Below are 14954 nucleotides of genomic sequence, written 5' to 3' on the forward strand. Positions count from 1 at the left end.
GGTCAGCCGGCCATCAGTTCGCGCACGAACGGGATGAGCCCGGTCTGGCGCTGGCGCTTCATCCGTTCGGCATCGAGGACTTCGCGCACCTTGCCGAAGCATTGCTGCACGTCATCGTTGATGACGACGTAGTCATAGCCGTCCCAGTGGCTGATTTCGGCCCGGGCGCGTTCCATCCGGCTCTGGATCACCTCTTCGCTGTCGGTGGCACGGCTGCGCAGGCGGCGGTGCAGTTCCTCGATCGAGGGCGGCAGGATGAACACCCGGACCACGTCCTGCTGGTCCTTCTGGTAAAGCTGCTGCGTGCCCTGCCAGTCGATGTCGAACAGGAAATCCTGCCCTTCCTTCAAGGCGGCGCGGATGATCCCCTTGGGCGTGCCGTAGCGATAGCCGAAGACGTGGGCCCATTCGTAGAAATCGTCCTCCTCGACCATGGCATCGAATTCGGCATCGCTTCTGAAATGGTAATGCACCCCGTCGACCTCGCCCGGACGCGGCGGGCGGGTGGTGACCGAGACCGAGAGCTTGATTTCGGGGTCCTGTTCCAGAAGCATGCGCGACAGCGTCGTCTTGCCCGCGCCCGATGGCGAGGAAAGGATGAACATCAGGCCGCGGCGCCTCAACGCGGGCGACTGGATCGGGGAAACTGGGGAAGGGCTGTCCATGCGCCCCGTTGCCGCAAAGCGGCCACGTAAATCAAGGGGGAGCGATCAGGAGCCGCGCGACGCGCTTTCCTTGCGCGCCCGCCGTCGGCGGAGCTGGCGCGCCTTCCCGCGGTCGTAGATCGTCTTCGCTGCGAGCCCTCCGGCGACCAGGGCGAGGCCCGGCATGGATCCCGTGGCGAGCCGGCTCGCGCCGAAAAGGCCGAGCGTGCGCAGCAATCCCCTGCCGTCCTTGAATTTCGCGACCTGTTCTGGATCGTATTCCTCCAGCAGCATCCGGTCCTTGAGCTTGCGCCTCAGGAACAGGCTGCCGCCGCGAACGACGATGTCGGCGATCATCAGGTTGGTGTTGGGGTCGGGGCTCGGCATGGCCCGGCTTGCACGGCGGACTTTCGGGCCGTCGGCGGGGGGGAGCCGGTCCGGGTCTTCGGGATCCTGCCGATCGGCGTCTTGCGGGGATGGGGTCAAAGCCATCGCGGCGTTATTTCTTCCTTCCGAAATCCACCGTCACGACGTTCGATCCGTCGCCGTCCTCGCCCCCATCGGTTACGACCGTCTCACCGTCATTTTCGGCATCATCGTGTTCCTCGTGCGGAAGTTCCTCCACCGAGGTCTGGAATTGCAAGCCGAAATCGACCGCCGGGTCTACGAATGCGGTGATCGCCGCAAAGGGGATCTGAAGCTTGGCCGGGATCTGGTTGAAAGAAAGCCCGACCGTGAAATCCTCCTCGCGCACTTCGAGGTCCCAGAACTTGTTCTGGAGCACGATCGTCATCTCGTCGGGAAAGCGTTCGCGCAGGTGTTGGGGGATCGAAACGCCGTGCGCGGCCGTCTTGAAGGTGATGTAGAAATGGTGGTTGCCCGGCAGGCTCCCGCCGCCGCGCTCGATCTCGCCCAGCACGCGACCGACGACGGCGCGCAGCGCTTCCTGCACGATTTCGTCGTAGGGGATCAGGCTGTCGGGCGTTTCTTCGCTCATATCGTGGTGAATCGTGGCGAGCCTTGCCAGCGCGGTCAAGCGTTTCGTGCGCGCCCGCCCGCTTTTGCCCCCGGCCGGCACGGGCCACTTGCGGCGAGCCCCACTTGCGTGCGGCGGCGACATGCCTATAGCGCGGCCATGACCAGCGTTTCCGACAGCTCCAGGCCAAGGCGCACCGGCTCGGTATCGCGCGAGACCGCCGAGACGAAAATCGCCATCACCGTCGATCTCGACGGGACGGGTGCCTATGACGTGTCGACCGGGATCGGCTTTCTCGATCACATGGTCGAACAGTTCAGCCGTCATTCGCTGATCGACGTGACCATGAAGGTCGAAGGCGACCTCCACGTCGACCAGCACCACACGACCGAGGATTCGGCGATTGCGCTCGGCCAGGCGCTTTCCGAGGCATTGGGCGACAAGGCAGGGATCGGCCGCTACGGCCATGCCTATTCGCCGATGGACGAGACGCTCAGCCGCGTCGCTCTCGACATTTCGGGGCGGCCCTTCCTTGTGTGGAAGGCGGGCTTCACGCAGGAAAAGCTCGGTGAATGGGACACTGAACTGATCGAACACTGGTTCCATTCGATCGCCCAGAGCGCGGGGATCACGCTGCACATGGAACTCATCTACGGCAGCAACAATCACCACATCTGCGAAAGCCTCTACAAGGGTTTCGCCCGGGCCATGCGAACCGCCGTCGAACGCGACCCTCGAAAGGGCGAGGCGATCCCGAGCACGAAGGGGCAGCTCGGTGGGTGAGGTGGTGGCCCTCGTGGATTACGGCGCGGGCAACCTCCATTCGGTCCACAACGCGCTGAAACGGGTCGGAGCCAACGTTACGGTCACCGACGATCCCAATGTCGTGCGCGCGGCCGACCGGATCGTGCTGCCCGGGGTCGGATCGTTCAGGGCCTGCGCCAAGGGGCTGACGGCGGTCCCGCACATGATCGAGGCGATGACCGAGCGGGTTCATGTTGGCGGTGCGCCCTTCCTCGGCATCTGCGTCGGCATGCAATTGCTCGCGACCCGCGGCCTGGAACACGGCACGACCAGGGGGCTGGGCTGGATCCCGGGCGAGGTCCGGCTGATCGAACCCGCCGACCCGGCGATCAAGGTGCCGCACATGGGCTGGAACGATGTCGGCCTCCTGCCCCATGCCCGCGATCATCAGGTGTTCGAAGGCGGCGAGGCGTATTTCCTCCATTCCTACCATTTCGTCGCCGAGCGCGCCGCAGACGTCGCCGCGCTGACCGATCACGGCGAGGGTCTTGTCGCCGCAATCGCGCGGGACAACATGGTGGGCGTGCAGTTCCATCCCGAGAAGAGCCAGGCCTATGGCCTTGCGACACTGAGCCGTTTTCTGGAGTGGTATCCGTGATCGTCTTTCCCGCCATCGATCTGAAGGGCGGCGCGGTCGTGCGCCTTGCCGAAGGCGACATGGATCGCGCCACGACCTATGGCGATGATCCGGCCGCGCAGGCGATGATGTTTGCCGAAGCCGGGGCCGAGCATCTCCACGTCGTCGATCTTGACGGCAGCTTTGCCGGGCGCCCTGAAAACCGCGCCGCAGTCGAGGCGATCGTCGAACGCTTTCCGGGCTACGTCCAGCTCGGCGGAGGCATCCGCGATGCCAAGACGGTCGAGGGCTGGTTCAACCTCGGCGTGGCGCGGGTCGTGATGGGTTCCGCCGCCTTGAAGGACCCCGATTTCGTCAAGGACATGGCGCGCGAATGGGAAGGCGGCATCGTCGTCGCGGTGGATGCGCGCGATGGCATGGTGGCGACCGAAGGCTGGGCCGAGGTTTCGGACGTGCCCGTGGTCGATCTCGCCCGGCGGTTCGAGGATGCGGGCGTCGCCTCGCTGCTTTTCACCGATATCGGGCGTGACGGTCTGCTGAAGGGCGTCAACATCGACGCGACCGTGGACCTCGCGCGCAGCGTCGACATTCCCGTCATCGCGAGCGGCGGGGTCCGCGGGCTCGACGACATCCACATCCTGTCGGTCCACGCGCATGAGGGTATCGAGGGCGTGATCACGGGCCGCGCGCTCTACGAGGGCAAGCTCGATCTTGCCGCGGCGATCGCGATGGGGGCGCGCGCCTGAGCCATGCGGCTGATGGGTTTCCTTTTCCTCGGGCTCACCTTTCTTGCCGGGATCACCGTCGGCACGGTCGAATATGCGCTGATCAATGTGGTCGTTTTCCTGCTCCTCGCGCTTGCCGTAGCCAAATTCCTGGCCCCGCGTTTCGGGTCGAACGGACTTGCATTCGGCATGGCGGGGGCATTCTTCGCAAGCTTCCTTTGGCCCTACCTGCTCATCTTCGGGCTCGACGGGACGTGCGAGGGCGATGAATGCCTTGCGAACGGCGTCTTTGTCGCAGCCTCGCCGCAGGAGTCTCCATGACCGTCCGCATCCGTGTCATTCCCTGTCTCGACGTGGCCGAGGGTCGCGTGGTCAAGGGCGTCAATTTCGTCGATCTCAAGGATGCCGGCGATCCGGTCGAACAGGCGCGCGCTTATGATGCCGCGGGCGCGGACGAGCTGTGCTTCCTCGACATTTCCGCCAGCCACGAAGGGCGCGGGACGCTGCTCGATATCGTGCGCCGCACCGCCGAGGTGTGCTTCATGCCGCTGACCGTGGGCGGCGGGGTGCGCACGCCCGAGGATGCGCGCGCGCTGCTGCTCGCAGGTGCTGACAAGGTCGCGGTCAATTCGGCAGCGGTCGCCCGGCCCGAACTGGTGCGCGACATCGCCGCGAAATTCGGCAGCCAGTGCGTCGTCGCCAGCGTCGATGCGCGCCGCGTCGTGCCGACGACGGGCGAGGAGCCGCCGAAATGGGAGATCTTCACCCATGGCGGCCGCAATCCCACCGGCATCGACGCGCTCGACCACGCCCGGCGCCTTGCCGATCTGGGCGCGGGCGAACTCCTCGTCACCAGCATGGACGGCGACGGGACGAAGAAGGGCTACGATCTCGAACTCACCCGCTCCATCGCCGATGCCGTGAGCGTCCCCGTCATCGCGAGCGGCGGGGTCGGCAATCTCGATCATCTAGTCGAAGGCGTGCGCGAGGGCCATGCGAGCGCGGTCCTTGCCGCCTCGATCTTCCATTTCGGCCAGCATTCCATCGCCGAGGCGCACAAGGCCCTCCGCGACGCCGGCCTCCCGGCTCGCGGCGACTGAAATGCGCGATGCGGGCTTGCCCGCGCGGGGCGATTGAGGGCATTGGGGCGGCCATGGAAACGCTGCACCGCCTCGAGGAAACCATCGCCGCCCGCCGGGCCGCTTCGCCGGACGAAAGTTACGTCGCGAAACTCAACGCCAAGGGCCTGCCCAAGATCGCGCAGAAGCTGGGCGAGGAAGCGACCGAGACGGTGATCGCAGGCGTGGCGGGCAGCAACGAGGAACTGGTCGGCGAAAGCGCGGACCTCATTTTCCACCTCCTCGTCCTGCTCTCAGCGCGCGGCGTGTCGCTCGACCATGTCCTCGCCGAACTGGAACGGCGCGAGGGGCTGTCGGGCATCGAGGAAAAGGCCAGCAGGAGCGCCAAGGAGTAGGAGACCCCATGCCGATCGACGCGACGAAGCCCTATGACGACGACAACATCTTCGCGAAAATCCTGCGCGAAGAAATCCCGTCGACCAAGGTCTACGAGGATGAATGGGCCTACGCCTTCGAGGATATCAACCCGCAGGCGGAGAACCACACGCTGGTGATTCCCAAGGGGCGCTATGTCAGCTGGGACGATTTCAGCGCCAGCGCCTCTGCGGAAGAGATCGCGGGCTTCGTTCGGGCGGTGGGCCATGTCGCGCGCGAAAAGGGGCTTGTTGAACCCGGCTACCGCGCGCTCGCCAATGTCGGCCCCCATGCCGGGCAGGAAGTGCCGCATCTCCATGTCCACATCTTCGGCGGCGAACCGCTCGGCCCGATGATCTGGAAGCGATGATCCGGACGCGCGACTGAAGCGGCCGGACGCGAACCGAGGGCGTTCCGCCGCTGTTCAGGCACGGCCTGCAAATGGTTCTGGCCAGCGAATCCCGTTAACGCTAATCGCGAGGCCGATGACCCAACCGACACCTCCCGGCGGCATGATCGACGGCGCGCGGCACCTTTATGCCGTGCGGGTCTATTACGAGGACACCGACCTGTCGGGCATCACCTACCACGCCAATTACCTGCGCTGGTTCGAACGCGCGCGTTCCGATCTTTTGCGCCTGCTCGAAATCGACCAGCGCGCCGCGATCGAGGCGGGCGAGGGGGCATATGCGGTCTCCGAAGTGAACCTCAAGTATCTGCGCCCGGCAAAGCTGGACGATGACGTGGTGATCGAGACGATCTGCACCGAACTCGGCGCGGCAAGCTGCCGGATGCACCAAGTCGCGCGCCGCGATGGAGAGGACCTGTGCGAAGCCACCCTTCGCGTGGGTTTCATCAGCCCCGAAGGCCGCCCGCGACGCCAGCCCGCGCAGTGGCGCGGCGCCTTCCGCGAATTCATGGACCAAGGAGAGAACTGAGCCGTGCCGATCACCCTGCTTGCTGCCGCCACCCCGGCGGCCGGGCCCACCCGGCTCGACCCGCTCGAGCTGTTCCTGCAGGCCGACATCGTCGTGCAGGCGGTGATGATCGGCCTGATCCTCGCTAGCATCTGGACCTGGACGATCATCGTCTCCTTCACCCTGCGCACCGGCAATCTTGAAAAGAAGTCGCGCGATTACGAGACGGAATTCTGGGAAACGCGCGACCGCGAGGCGACGCTTACCAAGCAGCAGCGGCGCGAGATCCCCTCGGCGCGGATCGCGGCGGCCGGGCTCGAGGAATGGAAGAAGTCGACCAGCGCGGGCAAGCTTGACGCCGATGCCGCGCGCCAACGGATTGCGGCGGCGATGGAAAGCCAGGTCGCGTTCGAGGCGGATGAACTCGCCGGGCGGCTCGGTTTCCTCGCGAGCACGGGCTCGGTCGCGCCCTTTGTCGGCCTGTTCGGGACGGTGTGGGGCATCATGAACAGTTTCTTCCAGATCGGCGCGCAGCAGAGCGCTTCGCTCGCCGTGGTCGCCCCCGGCATTGCCGAGGCGCTGTTCGCGACCGCGATCGGCCTGTTCGCTGCGATCCCTGCCGTCATCGCCTACAACCGTTTCTCGAACCGCGTGAACCAGTACGAGGCGCGGCTGCAGCGCTTTGCCGACCGGGTCCATGCCGGGCTCAGCCGCGAGCTGGACAAGGCCTGATGGGCGTCTCGCTCTCCCCCTCCTCGCGCGGCAAGGGCCGCCGCCGCTCGCGCCGGGCGGCGATGGCTGAGATCAATGTCACGCCGCTGGTCGATGTCATGCTGGTGCTGCTGATCATCTTCATGGTGACGGTGACGCTGCCGGCCGTCGGCGTGCCGATCGAACTGCCCGAAAGCCGCGCCAACCCGGTCGAGGAAGTGCCCGACACCGTGACGGTCAGCATCGATGGCGAAGGGCGCATCTACCTCGAGAACGAGGCCGTGCCCGTTGGCGGCTTTCCCGATGCGCTGACGGCGATAGGCCGGGGTGGGGACGGGAAGCTTCCCACGCTCGTGCTTCGCGGCGACCGCGGGCTCGATTATGGCCGGGTGATGGCGGTGATGGGCGAGATGAACCGCGCGGGCTTCACCCGCATCGAATTGGTCACCGACGGTTCAGTTTCACCGCCATAGCGATTGGGTGAGCATGGGAGAGACCGCCACATTCCGCAGCGAGGACCGCACCGGCCTTCTGGCCGCGCTGGTTCTGCATGCGCTGCTTGTCGCGGTGCTGGCGCTGCAATGGAGCATGTCGCCGCCGCCTCCCGTCAGTCAACGCATGACGGTGAGCCTCGCAAGCGAAGTCGGGCTTGAGGCGACCGCTCCCGATCCCGTTCCCGAAAGCCGCGCCGCAATCGCGCCGACATTGGCCGAAAGTCCCGCGCCTGAGGCCGAGGCCGTGCCTGCCGAAACCCGCGCGCAAATTCCTGCGCCGCAAACCCCGACCCGCACCGCTGCCCGCGAGTCCGCACCAAGCCGCGAGCGCAGCCGCCCCGACCGCCAGCCTGCCCGCGGAACGCCGAGCCGCCCTGCGCGCGAGGAGCCGGCAGGCGGCAGCCGGATCGGCGAGAATTTCCTCGAAGGCGCGGGCTCGTCGACCACGACCGACGAAACCCGCATCCCCGCTTCGCAGATCGGGGCGAGCGCGAAGGCCTCGATCATTCAGGCGATTGTCCGCCAGATCCGCCCCCACTGGACTGCGCCGAGCGGGGCCGATGCGGAATTGCTGGTCACCGAACTCGCCTTCGACCTCAACGAGGACGGCAGCCTCAAGGGCCGTCCGCGCGTCCTGCGGCAAGGGGGCGTCAACGACGCTAATCGCGCCCAGCAGGCGCTCCACGCCGAACGCGCCATCCGCGCCGTGCAACTCGCCGCGCCCTTCGATCTTCCGGACGAATATTACGAAGCCTGGAAGTCGATCCGGGGCGCGCGTTTCGATAGGAACCTTTCCCGATGACCCGAACTTTCACGCTTCTAGCCTCTGTCGCCGCGCTCGCCTGCGCGCCGTCTCCCCTCGTCGCCCAGACCACCGATCTCGGAGAACCGCTTGCCGAAGGCGGCGAGGTCGAAACCACCGGTACGCAGGCCTCGGGCGAGGATGCCGAGGGCGGGCTCACCTTCACCGTCACCGACGAAAGCGACTGGTCCGATATCGGTGTCGCGATCCCCGCCTTTGCGACCGATCGCAACCGGCCGACCCCTGCCAGCACCGATGGGACCGAGGCGCTCGGCCGCGAGATCGCGCGGGTCATCACCGCGAACCTCAGGAATAACGGCCTGTTCAAGCCGGTCGGCCCGGACAGCCTGCCGCAGCCCGATTTTTCCCAGATCACCTCGCCCGCCTGGGGCAGCTGGTCGGGGCGGGGCGCGGAAATGCTCGTCCACGGCTATGTCCGCGCTCGCGACGACGAAAAGCTCGTGGTTGGCTGCTATCTCTACGATGTCGCGCTGAAGGACGAATTGATCCGCGAAGGCTGGGTGGTGCGCCCGGCCGACTGGCGGCGCGCGGCGCACAAATGCTCGGACCTCATTTATGCCCGGTTGACGGGCGAGGACCCGTTCTTCGACAGCCGCATCGCCTATATCGCCGAGACCGGCCCCAAGGATAACCGGGTCAAGCGCCTTGCGGTGATGGATTCGGACGGGGCCAATCATCGCTTCATCACGCTGGGCAGCGCGACCGCGCTCACCCCGCGCTATTCGCCCGATTATTCGAAGATCCTCTATCTTTCCTATGTCGATGGAAACCCGCGGATCTATGTCTACGACATCGGTTCTGGGCGGCAGCAGCTCGTCACCGAGAACGCCAATCCGACGCTCGCCCCGCGCTGGTCGCCCGACGGGCGCCACATCCTCTATTCGATGGCGGTCGCGGGCAACACCGACATCTACCGCGTGCCGGTGACGGGCGGCACTCCCGAGCGGCTCACCAGCGCGCCGGGCATCGACATCGCCGGGTCCTATTCGCCCGACGGCAGCAAGATCGTGTTCGAAAGCGACCGGTCGGGCGCGCAGCAATGCTATGTCATGGACGCTGACGGTACGAACCAGCGCCGCATCAGCTTCTTCGGCGGTCGCTGCGCGACGCCTGAATGGAGTCCGCGCGGCGACCAGATCGCCTTCACGCGGATCGCCGGCGATTTCAACGTCGCCGTCATGACGCCATCGGGCGGCAGCATGCGCGTCCTGACGCGCGGCTGGCAGGACGAAGCCCCGACCTGGGCGCCAAATGGCCGCATCATCCAGTTCTTCCGGACGGCCCGCAATTCCGGCCGTTCGTCCCTGTGGCAAGTCGACCTTACGGGTCGCAACGAGAGGAGATTGCCGACGCCGGTGGACGCGTCGGATCCGGCATGGGGACCGATTCGTCCCTGACAGCGTTTTTCGTGTTAGACTGCCCGGGCCAGCCAACGATGCCCGGCCAAACAAGGAGAGCAGACCAATGAACATCTCCCTTTCGCGCTGCGCTGCCGCTGCGCTTGTCACGTCTTCCCTCGCGCTTGCCGCCTGTTCCAAGGAGGCGCCCGAGGAATTGCCACCTGCTCCTGCCGAAACCTCGGCCCCGACCGATACCCGGCCGGCTCCGACCCCGACCGGCCCGACGGTCGGCACGCAGGAACATTTCGCCGATGCGGTGGGGTCCTCGACCACGGTCTATTTCGACACCGATCGCTACAATATCGACAGCCAGGATGCCGCCGCGCTGCAGGCGCAGGCGCAGTATTTCGCGCGCTATCCGCAGGTGAACTTCACGATCGAGGGGCATGCCGACGAGCGAGGCACACGCGAATACAACCTCGCGCTGGGCGAACGGCGCGCCAATGCGGCGAAGAACTACCTCGTCAGCCTCGGCGTTTCGCCCGATCGCATCCGCACTGTCAGCTACGGCAAGGAACGCCCGGTGGCGCTCGCTTCCACGCCCGAGGCATGGGCGCGCAATCGCCGCGCGGCGAGCGTTGTGATCAATTGATCGAAAATCGGACCCGTCCCGCCTTCATGGCGGGGCGGGCCGCACGCCTCGGACCGTCAGGCCTTCAGGCTATCTCTTCGAGCGAAGACACTGCGAGCGTCTCGAGGGTCGGCGCATCGGCGCGTTCGAGCGACCCCGCCGCAAGGCACAGGCACGCCATGGCGAGCACCGATGCGATGCTGGAAAAGGCGAGTTGCTGACTCATCACTTGCGTCCTTCCTGCGGCCCTTTGCGGGTCCTTCAATGTCATTGCAGCCGAATGGGCTTTCGCAATGCAACATTTCATATAGAAACTGGTTCCCCGCTTACCATGCTTTGCTTTCGCGCCCAGCTTCCCTAGACTGACGCCCCTATGCCATCGATCAACGTCATGACCGCCCGCAGTCCGGACGCGCGCGCATGAGCCGCGTGCGCCGCTCGAACGACTGGGGCTTTCCGCGCTGGCGCGGCTACGACGCCTCGCGCGAGGCGACGACGGTGCGCCTGTGCGATCGGCACGGCTGTGAGGAAAAGGGCGACTGCCCCGCACCCAAGGCGCCGAACAGCCCGGAACGCTGGTATTTCTGCCAGCGCCACGCGGCCGAATACAATTCGAAATGGGATTATTTCGAGGGCCTCGAGAAGGCGGAGAAGGAAGCCCGCGCCAAGGCCGAGCGGGCCGAGAGCGCAGGCTATGCCGAAAGCGCGCATTACGGCTGGGCCGGGTCGGGCGACGGATCGCGCAGCGCCGACGAAATGCGCGCGCTCGAACTGCTCGGACTCGAGGCGGATGCCGAATTCGAGACGATCAAGAAGGCCTATCGCCAGCGCGCCAAGCAGGTCCACCCCGACGTCAAGCCGGGCGATGAAGAGGCCGCACGCGAATTCCAGGCGCTGCAGGTCGCCTACGAGGTACTGCGCGCCGGCGAGGAAAGGCGCACGTGGCGGGGATAGGGGCGCGCGGCTAGGCGCGCTACCGATCAATCCGCTTCCGGACCCGCGAAGCCCTTGCCTTTCGAATCGATCTCCGGGTTCGGATTGTCGTTCCACCATGGAACATCGGTCCACGGCCGCACGTCGATTTCGTGGCTCCAGCAATTGCGCGGCTGCTGTGCGAGATGCCAGTAGGTCTCGGCCAGCACGGCGGGATCGATCACGCCTTCTGGACCTTTTTTCGCCTTGAACGCCTCGTACTTGTCGCCAAGCAGCTTTCCGAGCGTATCGGGGCTGTCCACCGCGCCATCGACGAGGACATGGGCGACGTGGATGCCCTTGGGCGCGAATTCGGCGTTGAGGGTCTGGCACAGCATCCGCCGCCCCCCCATCGCGGCGGCATGGCTGTGCTGCCCGGCATTGCCGCGCATCGCGGCCGTGGCCGATGTGACGAGCAAGGTGCCGTGTCGCCCGCCGCGCCTTGCCCGCTCCACCATCGAGGGAAAGGCCGCATGGGCAAGCCGGAACAGCCCGAAACAGGCGAGCCGCCAGCCCAGTTCGAAGATTCGGTGCGGCGTATCGGCAAGGCTGCGGTTCCCGATCTGCGCGCCGAGATTGTAGATCATCGTCTCGATCGGACCGATGTCGCGCTCGACATGCTCGACGAGGTCCTCGATCGCCCCGTCCTCGGCCGCGTTCATCAGCATGGGCGTGGCGCTGCCGCCGGCTTCCTCGATCTCCGCGACAAGCCGGGCCAGCCCCTCTTCATCCGAGCGGCGGGCGAGCACCGCGTGATACCCGCCCGCTGCAAAGCGTTTTGCCGCCTGCCCGCCGATCCCTGCGCCCGCCCCGATCACGAGGAAGACGGGCTTTCGCGGGTCAGACATGTTCGAGAGCCTGCTCGAAATCGGCGATGAGGTCGTCCGCGTCCTCGATCCCGATGCTGATCCGCACGAGGCTGTCGGTGATGCCGAGCTGCTGCCTGCGCGCATGCGGAACCGAAAGGTGAGTCATCGACGCCGGATGGCTCGCCAGCGTTTCGGTCCCACCGAGGCTGACGGCGAGCTTGGCGATGGTGAGGTTGTCGAGGAAGCGGAAGCATTCCTCCTCACCCCCTTCAAGGAACAGCGAGAAGGTCGAACCCGCGCCGAGGCAATGGCGGTCGTAGATGTCCTGCTGGCGCGCGTCCTCGATCATGCCGAGATAGCCGAGCCCTGCGACCTTGGGATGGCTTTTGAGGAAGGCGCAGACCCTCGCCGCGTTCTCGCCCGCGCGCTGCATGCGCAGTTCGACCGTCTCGAGGCTGCGCAGGAGCATCCAGGCGGTGTTCGGATCGACGATCCCGCCCATCGTGTTCCTCAGCGCGCGGACCGGGTCCATCCATTTCTTCGCCCCCGCGATCGAACCCGCGACGAGGTCCGAATGGCCGCCGACATACTTGGTCAGCGAATAAGCGACGATGTCCGCGCCGTGATCGAGCGGGCGCTGCCACAGGGGGCCAAGGAACGTGTTGTCGATCGCGATCGGGGTCTCCTGCCCGTCGAGAGCGGCATCGCGCGCCTCTTTCACCGCTTCGATGTCGACCAGCACATTGGTCGGGTTGCCGGGGCTTTCGAGATAGACCAGCGCGACCTTGCCGCCCTGCTCGTCGGCCTGGCGCTTCGCTTTCGCCATGACCTCATCGAGCGTCTCCCGGCTGGCGCCTGCGGGAAAGTCGACATAGGTGACGCCGAAGCGGCTCAGCACCTTGGCGACGAAGCCTTCCGACGCAGCGTAGAGCGGCCCGGAATGGACGATCACATCATTCTGGTTCGCATAGGCCATCATCAGGATGCAGATCGCGGTCATCCCCGATGAAAAGGTCAGCGCGTCTTCCGCCCCGTCCCAAACGGCGAGGCGATCCTCGAGGATTTCCTGGTTCGGCCCGTTGAAGCGCGAGTAGACGAGGCCTTCGGCACCGCCTTCGCGCATCCCTGTAATGCCTTCGAAATGTCGCTTGCCCGCGGCCGCGCTTTCGAAAGCGAAGGTCGAGGTGAGGAAGATCGGGGCCTTCAATGAGCCTTCGGAAAGCACCGGATCGTAGCCCAGCCCCATCATCAGGGTCGAGGGTTTCAATTCGCGTCCGGCGATGGTGGTGTTCTCGGGCTTCGGCTTGCGGCGCGGAGTCGGAGTATCGGTAGCGTCGATGGCGTCCGTCATGTGCGGATTCCCTTCCTTGTCTCACGCTCCCAGGAAGGCAGGAGCTCTCTCTCTTTCGTGCGAGGCCCGGGGCGCCCGTTCCTAACCTCCGCAGGAACGCATCTCCCTTGCACGGGACTCGCCACAACGAACTATCGCGCGCGGCTTGGACGCGCAAGGCGCGGGCTAGACCAGCGCGGCCACTGCCCAGACGCCCGCGACGATCAGAACCACGCCGACCAGATCGAGCACGAGGCCGGCTCCGACCATACGTTCGATCCGGATGCGCCCGGTGCTCCACGCGATCGCATTGGGGCCGGTCCCGGCGGGCAGCATGAAACCCCAGCTCGAAGCGAGCGCGGCCGGCATCGCGAGCAGGATCGGGTCCACGCCAAGGGCAATGGTGAGCGCGGCCACGACCGGGATGATCGCGCTGGCGGTTGCGACATTGCTCGCGAATTCGGTGACGACGATGATCATCGCCACGATCGCCAGCGCGACCAGCGGAAGCGGCCAGGTCTCGAGCGGGAGCAGCGCCTGGCCGAGCCATTGGGCAAGGCCCGATTGCTGCATCCCCGCAGCGAGCGCGAGGCCCCCGCCGAACATCAAGATGATCCCCCAGGGCGCTCGGTCGGCCTCGCGCCAGACCAGCAGCGGCCGCCCGGTCCCATCGGGCAAAAGGAACAGCGCAAAGCTCGCGATGACCGCGATGGTCCCGTCACCCCACGATCCCTCGGGCAGGAAGGGCGTGACGAGTGGACGCGTCATCCAGGCAAGGAAGGTCAGCGCGACGATCACCGTGAGCCGCAGCTCGGGCGCGCTCCAGCCGGGCTTGCAGGCAATCGCCTCGCGCGCGGCGGCCACGTCGAAGTCATGGTCCGCCACGTGCTGGAACCGGGCGATGATGAAGGCCGCGATCGGCACGCCGAGGATCACGATGGGCAGGCCATAGAGCGTCCATTGCGCGAAACTGATCCGCATCCCGATGCCGGAATCGAGCAGCCCGATCGCGATGGCATTGGTGGGCGAGCCGACGATCGTGCCCAGCCCGCCGATCGAGGAGGCGAAGGCGATGCCCATCGGCAGCGCTCCCGAAAGGCCTTCCTTATCGGGCGCGCCGTTCGCGCCTGTGGTCGGGGCCGGGCCGCTTCCCTTGGGCAGCGCCTCTCCTCCGGCAAGCACCGCGAGCGCCATCGGCATCATGATGAGGCTCGTCGAGGTGTTCGAGATCAGCATCGAAAGCAGGGCTGCCGCGATCATGAAGGCGAGCAGAAGCTGCGTCTTGCCTCCGCCGGCCCCGACCATGCGCAGGATCGCGAGGCTGAGGCGCTTGTGGAGCCCGGTGCGTTCTATGCAAAGCGCGATGAAGGCGCCGCCCAGCAGCAGGAAAAGGATTGGCGAATAATAGGTGCTGGCGGTCTCGGCCGCGGTCGCAACGCCGCCGAAGGGCAGCACGAGGAACGGGAGCAGCGCGGTCATGGTGAGCGGCACCGCCTCGGTCATCCACCAGCTTGCCATCCAGACGACGAGCCCGGCGACCAGCCATGCTTCGGCCTGCATGGCGGCAGGGGGCGGGGCGAAGACCGTCAGCGCGAAGGCGAGCGGGCCGACGACGAGACCGATCCGGCGCGCATCCATTCGCATGAAGCTCCCCCTCCTTGCCGCGGCGCGGGTCGCTTTGGTCAGGCGCGCCGGCCCGCGGCGGACC

21 protein-coding genes are annotated in these 14954 nt (G+C 66.2%); 14 read left to right on the top strand and 7 right to left on the bottom strand.

Features of this window, described 5'->3' with window-relative positions; translation table 11 throughout:
• Positions 1–2 precede the first annotated feature (2 nt).
• Genes gmk through Ga0102493_RS03780 form a run of 3 tightly spaced genes read right to left on the bottom strand, consistent with a single transcriptional unit; the run spans position 3 to position 1641 of the window.
• A complete protein-coding gene (gene gmk / locus Ga0102493_RS03770; protein WP_034906114.1) occupies positions 3–665 on the bottom strand; it encodes a guanylate kinase in 663 nt (220 codons plus the stop codon).
• A gap of 45 nt (positions 666–710) precedes the next feature.
• Entirely contained in the window at positions 711–1136 is a 426-nt protein-coding gene (locus tag Ga0102493_RS03775; RefSeq protein WP_150132412.1) for a hypothetical protein, read from the bottom strand.
• A gap of 7 nt (positions 1137–1143) precedes the next feature.
• The gene (locus Ga0102493_RS03780) at positions 1144–1641 is read right to left on the bottom strand and encodes an SspB family protein (protein WP_034906113.1); all 498 of its coding nucleotides are present in this window, start codon (positions 1639–1641) and stop codon (positions 1144–1146) included.
• Positions 1642–1779: 138 nt separating this feature from the next.
• Between Ga0102493_RS03780 and hisB the strand changes: the two genes are divergently transcribed.
• The 13 genes from hisB (at position 1780) to pal (ending at position 10156) form a co-directional block, all read left to right on the top strand.
• Positions 1780–2403 (top strand): imidazoleglycerol-phosphate dehydratase HisB, encoded by a 624-nt coding sequence (gene hisB, locus Ga0102493_RS03785; RefSeq protein ID WP_034906111.1) that lies wholly within the window; start codon positions 1780–1782, stop codon positions 2401–2403.
• Positions 2396–3022 carry an imidazole glycerol phosphate synthase subunit HisH gene (hisH, locus tag Ga0102493_RS03790; protein ID WP_034906110.1) on the top strand — a complete coding sequence of 209 codons (627 nt, stop codon included), beginning with the start codon at positions 2396–2398 and terminating at the stop codon, positions 3020–3022. The genes hisB and hisH overlap by 8 nt, the downstream gene beginning before the upstream one ends.
• Positions 3019–3747, top strand: a complete 729-nt coding sequence (gene hisA / locus Ga0102493_RS03795) for a 1-(5-phosphoribosyl)-5-[(5-phosphoribosylamino)methylideneamino]imidazole-4-carboxamide isomerase (RefSeq protein WP_034906107.1) — start codon at positions 3019–3021, stop codon at positions 3745–3747. Before hisH ends, hisA begins: the two co-directional genes overlap by 4 nt.
• 12 nt (positions 3748–3759) lie before the next feature.
• Positions 3760–4047: a hypothetical protein gene (locus tag Ga0102493_RS03800; RefSeq protein WP_150132413.1), complete on the top strand. Its 288-nt coding sequence runs from the start codon at positions 3760–3762 to the stop codon at positions 4045–4047.
• Complete coding sequence (hisF, locus tag Ga0102493_RS03805; protein WP_034906102.1) at positions 4044–4826, top strand: imidazole glycerol phosphate synthase subunit HisF; 783 nt, start codon at positions 4044–4046, stop codon at positions 4824–4826. Before Ga0102493_RS03800 ends, hisF begins: the two co-directional genes overlap by 4 nt.
• 53 nt (positions 4827–4879) lie before the next feature.
• On the top strand, positions 4880–5200 hold the full coding sequence (locus tag Ga0102493_RS03810; RefSeq protein WP_034906099.1) for a phosphoribosyl-ATP diphosphatase: 321 nt from the start codon (positions 4880–4882) through the stop codon (positions 5198–5200).
• Positions 5201–5208: 8 nt separating this feature from the next.
• On the top strand, positions 5209–5589 hold the full coding sequence (locus Ga0102493_RS03815; RefSeq protein WP_034906096.1) for a histidine triad nucleotide-binding protein: 381 nt from the start codon (positions 5209–5211) through the stop codon (positions 5587–5589).
• A 115-nt stretch (positions 5590–5704) separates the two neighbouring features.
• Positions 5705–6157, top strand: a complete 453-nt coding sequence (locus Ga0102493_RS03820; protein ID WP_034906093.1) for a YbgC/FadM family acyl-CoA thioesterase — start codon at positions 5705–5707, stop codon at positions 6155–6157.
• Positions 6158–6160: 3 nt separating this feature from the next.
• Entirely contained in the window at positions 6161–6868 is a 708-nt protein-coding gene (gene tolQ, locus Ga0102493_RS03825) for a protein TolQ (RefSeq protein ID WP_034906091.1), read from the top strand.
• Complete coding sequence (locus Ga0102493_RS03830; RefSeq protein WP_034906088.1) at positions 6868–7320, top strand: ExbD/TolR family protein; 453 nt, start codon at positions 6868–6870, stop codon at positions 7318–7320. Before tolQ ends, Ga0102493_RS03830 begins: the two co-directional genes overlap by 1 nt.
• Before the next feature lie 13 nt (positions 7321–7333).
• Positions 7334–8143 (top strand): hypothetical protein, encoded by an 810-nt coding sequence (locus Ga0102493_RS03835; RefSeq protein WP_034906085.1) that lies wholly within the window; start codon positions 7334–7336, stop codon positions 8141–8143.
• Complete coding sequence (gene tolB / locus Ga0102493_RS03840; protein WP_034906082.1) at positions 8140–9561, top strand: Tol-Pal system beta propeller repeat protein TolB; 1422 nt, start codon at positions 8140–8142, stop codon at positions 9559–9561. The genes Ga0102493_RS03835 and tolB overlap by 4 nt, the downstream gene beginning before the upstream one ends.
• A 67-nt stretch (positions 9562–9628) precedes the next feature.
• Positions 9629–10156 (top strand): peptidoglycan-associated lipoprotein Pal, encoded by a 528-nt coding sequence (pal, locus tag Ga0102493_RS03845; RefSeq protein WP_034906079.1) that lies wholly within the window; start codon positions 9629–9631, stop codon positions 10154–10156.
• 64 nt (positions 10157–10220) lie between these two features.
• Here pal and Ga0102493_RS16105 read toward each other — a convergent pair whose 3' ends face one another.
• A complete protein-coding gene (locus Ga0102493_RS16105; RefSeq protein WP_161490037.1) occupies positions 10221–10361 on the bottom strand; it encodes a hypothetical protein in 141 nt (46 codons plus the stop codon).
• A gap of 194 nt (positions 10362–10555) precedes the next feature.
• On the opposite strand from Ga0102493_RS16105, the gene Ga0102493_RS03850 reads away from it, so the two are divergent.
• Positions 10556–11089, top strand: a complete 534-nt coding sequence (locus tag Ga0102493_RS03850; RefSeq protein ID WP_034906076.1) for a J domain-containing protein — start codon at positions 10556–10558, stop codon at positions 11087–11089.
• Positions 11090–11115: 26 nt separating this feature from the next.
• On the opposite strand, the gene Ga0102493_RS03855 is transcribed toward Ga0102493_RS03850, so the two are convergent.
• From Ga0102493_RS03855 to Ga0102493_RS03865, 3 genes are all read right to left on the bottom strand, one after another.
• A complete protein-coding gene (locus tag Ga0102493_RS03855; protein ID WP_034906074.1) occupies positions 11116–11955 on the bottom strand; it encodes an SDR family NAD(P)-dependent oxidoreductase in 840 nt (279 codons plus the stop codon).
• A complete protein-coding gene (locus Ga0102493_RS03860) occupies positions 11948–13267 on the bottom strand; it encodes a cystathionine gamma-synthase family protein (protein ID WP_034906071.1) in 1320 nt (439 codons plus the stop codon). The genes Ga0102493_RS03855 and Ga0102493_RS03860 overlap by 8 nt, the downstream gene beginning before the upstream one ends.
• 165 nt (positions 13268–13432) lie before the next feature.
• The gene (locus Ga0102493_RS03865) at positions 13433–14884 is read right to left on the bottom strand and encodes an SLC13 family permease (RefSeq protein ID WP_081845762.1); all 1452 of its coding nucleotides are present in this window, start codon (positions 14882–14884) and stop codon (positions 13433–13435) included.
• Positions 14885–14954 lie beyond the last annotated feature (70 nt).

The organism is Erythrobacter litoralis (assembly GCF_001719165.1).
Lineage (GTDB): Bacteria > Pseudomonadota > Alphaproteobacteria > Sphingomonadales > Sphingomonadaceae > Erythrobacter > Erythrobacter litoralis.

What these genes read in the sequence shown, in the direction of transcription:
- gmk (WP_034906114.1), bottom strand. Translation starts at nt 665, where the DNA reads ATGGACAGCCCTTCCCCAGTTTCCCCGATCCAGTCGCCCGCGTTGAGG.
- Ga0102493_RS03775 (WP_150132412.1), bottom strand. Translation starts at nt 1,136, where the DNA reads ATGGCTTTGACCCCATCCCCGCAAGACGCCGATCGGCAGGATCCCGAA.
- Ga0102493_RS03780 (WP_034906113.1), bottom strand. Translation starts at nt 1,641, where the DNA reads ATGAGCGAAGAAACGCCCGACAGCCTGATCCCCTACGACGAAATCGTG.
- hisB (WP_034906111.1), top strand. Translation starts at nt 1,780, where the DNA reads ATGACCAGCGTTTCCGACAGCTCCAGGCCAAGGCGCACCGGCTCGGTA.
- Ga0102493_RS03800 (WP_150132413.1), top strand. Translation starts at nt 3,760, where the DNA reads ATGGGTTTCCTTTTCCTCGGGCTCACCTTTCTTGCCGGGATCACCGTC.
- hisF (WP_034906102.1), top strand. Translation starts at nt 4,044, where the DNA reads ATGACCGTCCGCATCCGTGTCATTCCCTGTCTCGACGTGGCCGAGGGT.
- Ga0102493_RS03810 (WP_034906099.1), top strand. Translation starts at nt 4,880, where the DNA reads ATGGAAACGCTGCACCGCCTCGAGGAAACCATCGCCGCCCGCCGGGCC.
- Ga0102493_RS03815 (WP_034906096.1), top strand. Translation starts at nt 5,209, where the DNA reads ATGCCGATCGACGCGACGAAGCCCTATGACGACGACAACATCTTCGCG.
- Ga0102493_RS03820 (WP_034906093.1), top strand. Translation starts at nt 5,705, where the DNA reads ATGACCCAACCGACACCTCCCGGCGGCATGATCGACGGCGCGCGGCAC.
- Ga0102493_RS03830 (WP_034906088.1), top strand. Translation starts at nt 6,868, where the DNA reads ATGGGCGTCTCGCTCTCCCCCTCCTCGCGCGGCAAGGGCCGCCGCCGC.
- Ga0102493_RS03835 (WP_034906085.1), top strand. Translation starts at nt 7,334, where the DNA reads ATGGGAGAGACCGCCACATTCCGCAGCGAGGACCGCACCGGCCTTCTG.
- tolB (WP_034906082.1), top strand. Translation starts at nt 8,140, where the DNA reads ATGACCCGAACTTTCACGCTTCTAGCCTCTGTCGCCGCGCTCGCCTGC.
- pal (WP_034906079.1), top strand. Translation starts at nt 9,629, where the DNA reads ATGAACATCTCCCTTTCGCGCTGCGCTGCCGCTGCGCTTGTCACGTCT.
- Ga0102493_RS16105 (WP_161490037.1), bottom strand. Translation starts at nt 10,361, where the DNA reads ATGAGTCAGCAACTCGCCTTTTCCAGCATCGCATCGGTGCTCGCCATG.
- Ga0102493_RS03850 (WP_034906076.1), top strand. Translation starts at nt 10,556, where the DNA reads ATGAGCCGCGTGCGCCGCTCGAACGACTGGGGCTTTCCGCGCTGGCGC.
- Ga0102493_RS03855 (WP_034906074.1), bottom strand. Translation starts at nt 11,955, where the DNA reads ATGTCTGACCCGCGAAAGCCCGTCTTCCTCGTGATCGGGGCGGGCGCA.
- Ga0102493_RS03860 (WP_034906071.1), bottom strand. Translation starts at nt 13,267, where the DNA reads ATGACGGACGCCATCGACGCTACCGATACTCCGACTCCGCGCCGCAAG.
- Ga0102493_RS03865 (WP_081845762.1), bottom strand. Translation starts at nt 14,884, where the DNA reads ATGGATGCGCGCCGGATCGGTCTCGTCGTCGGCCCGCTCGCCTTCGCG.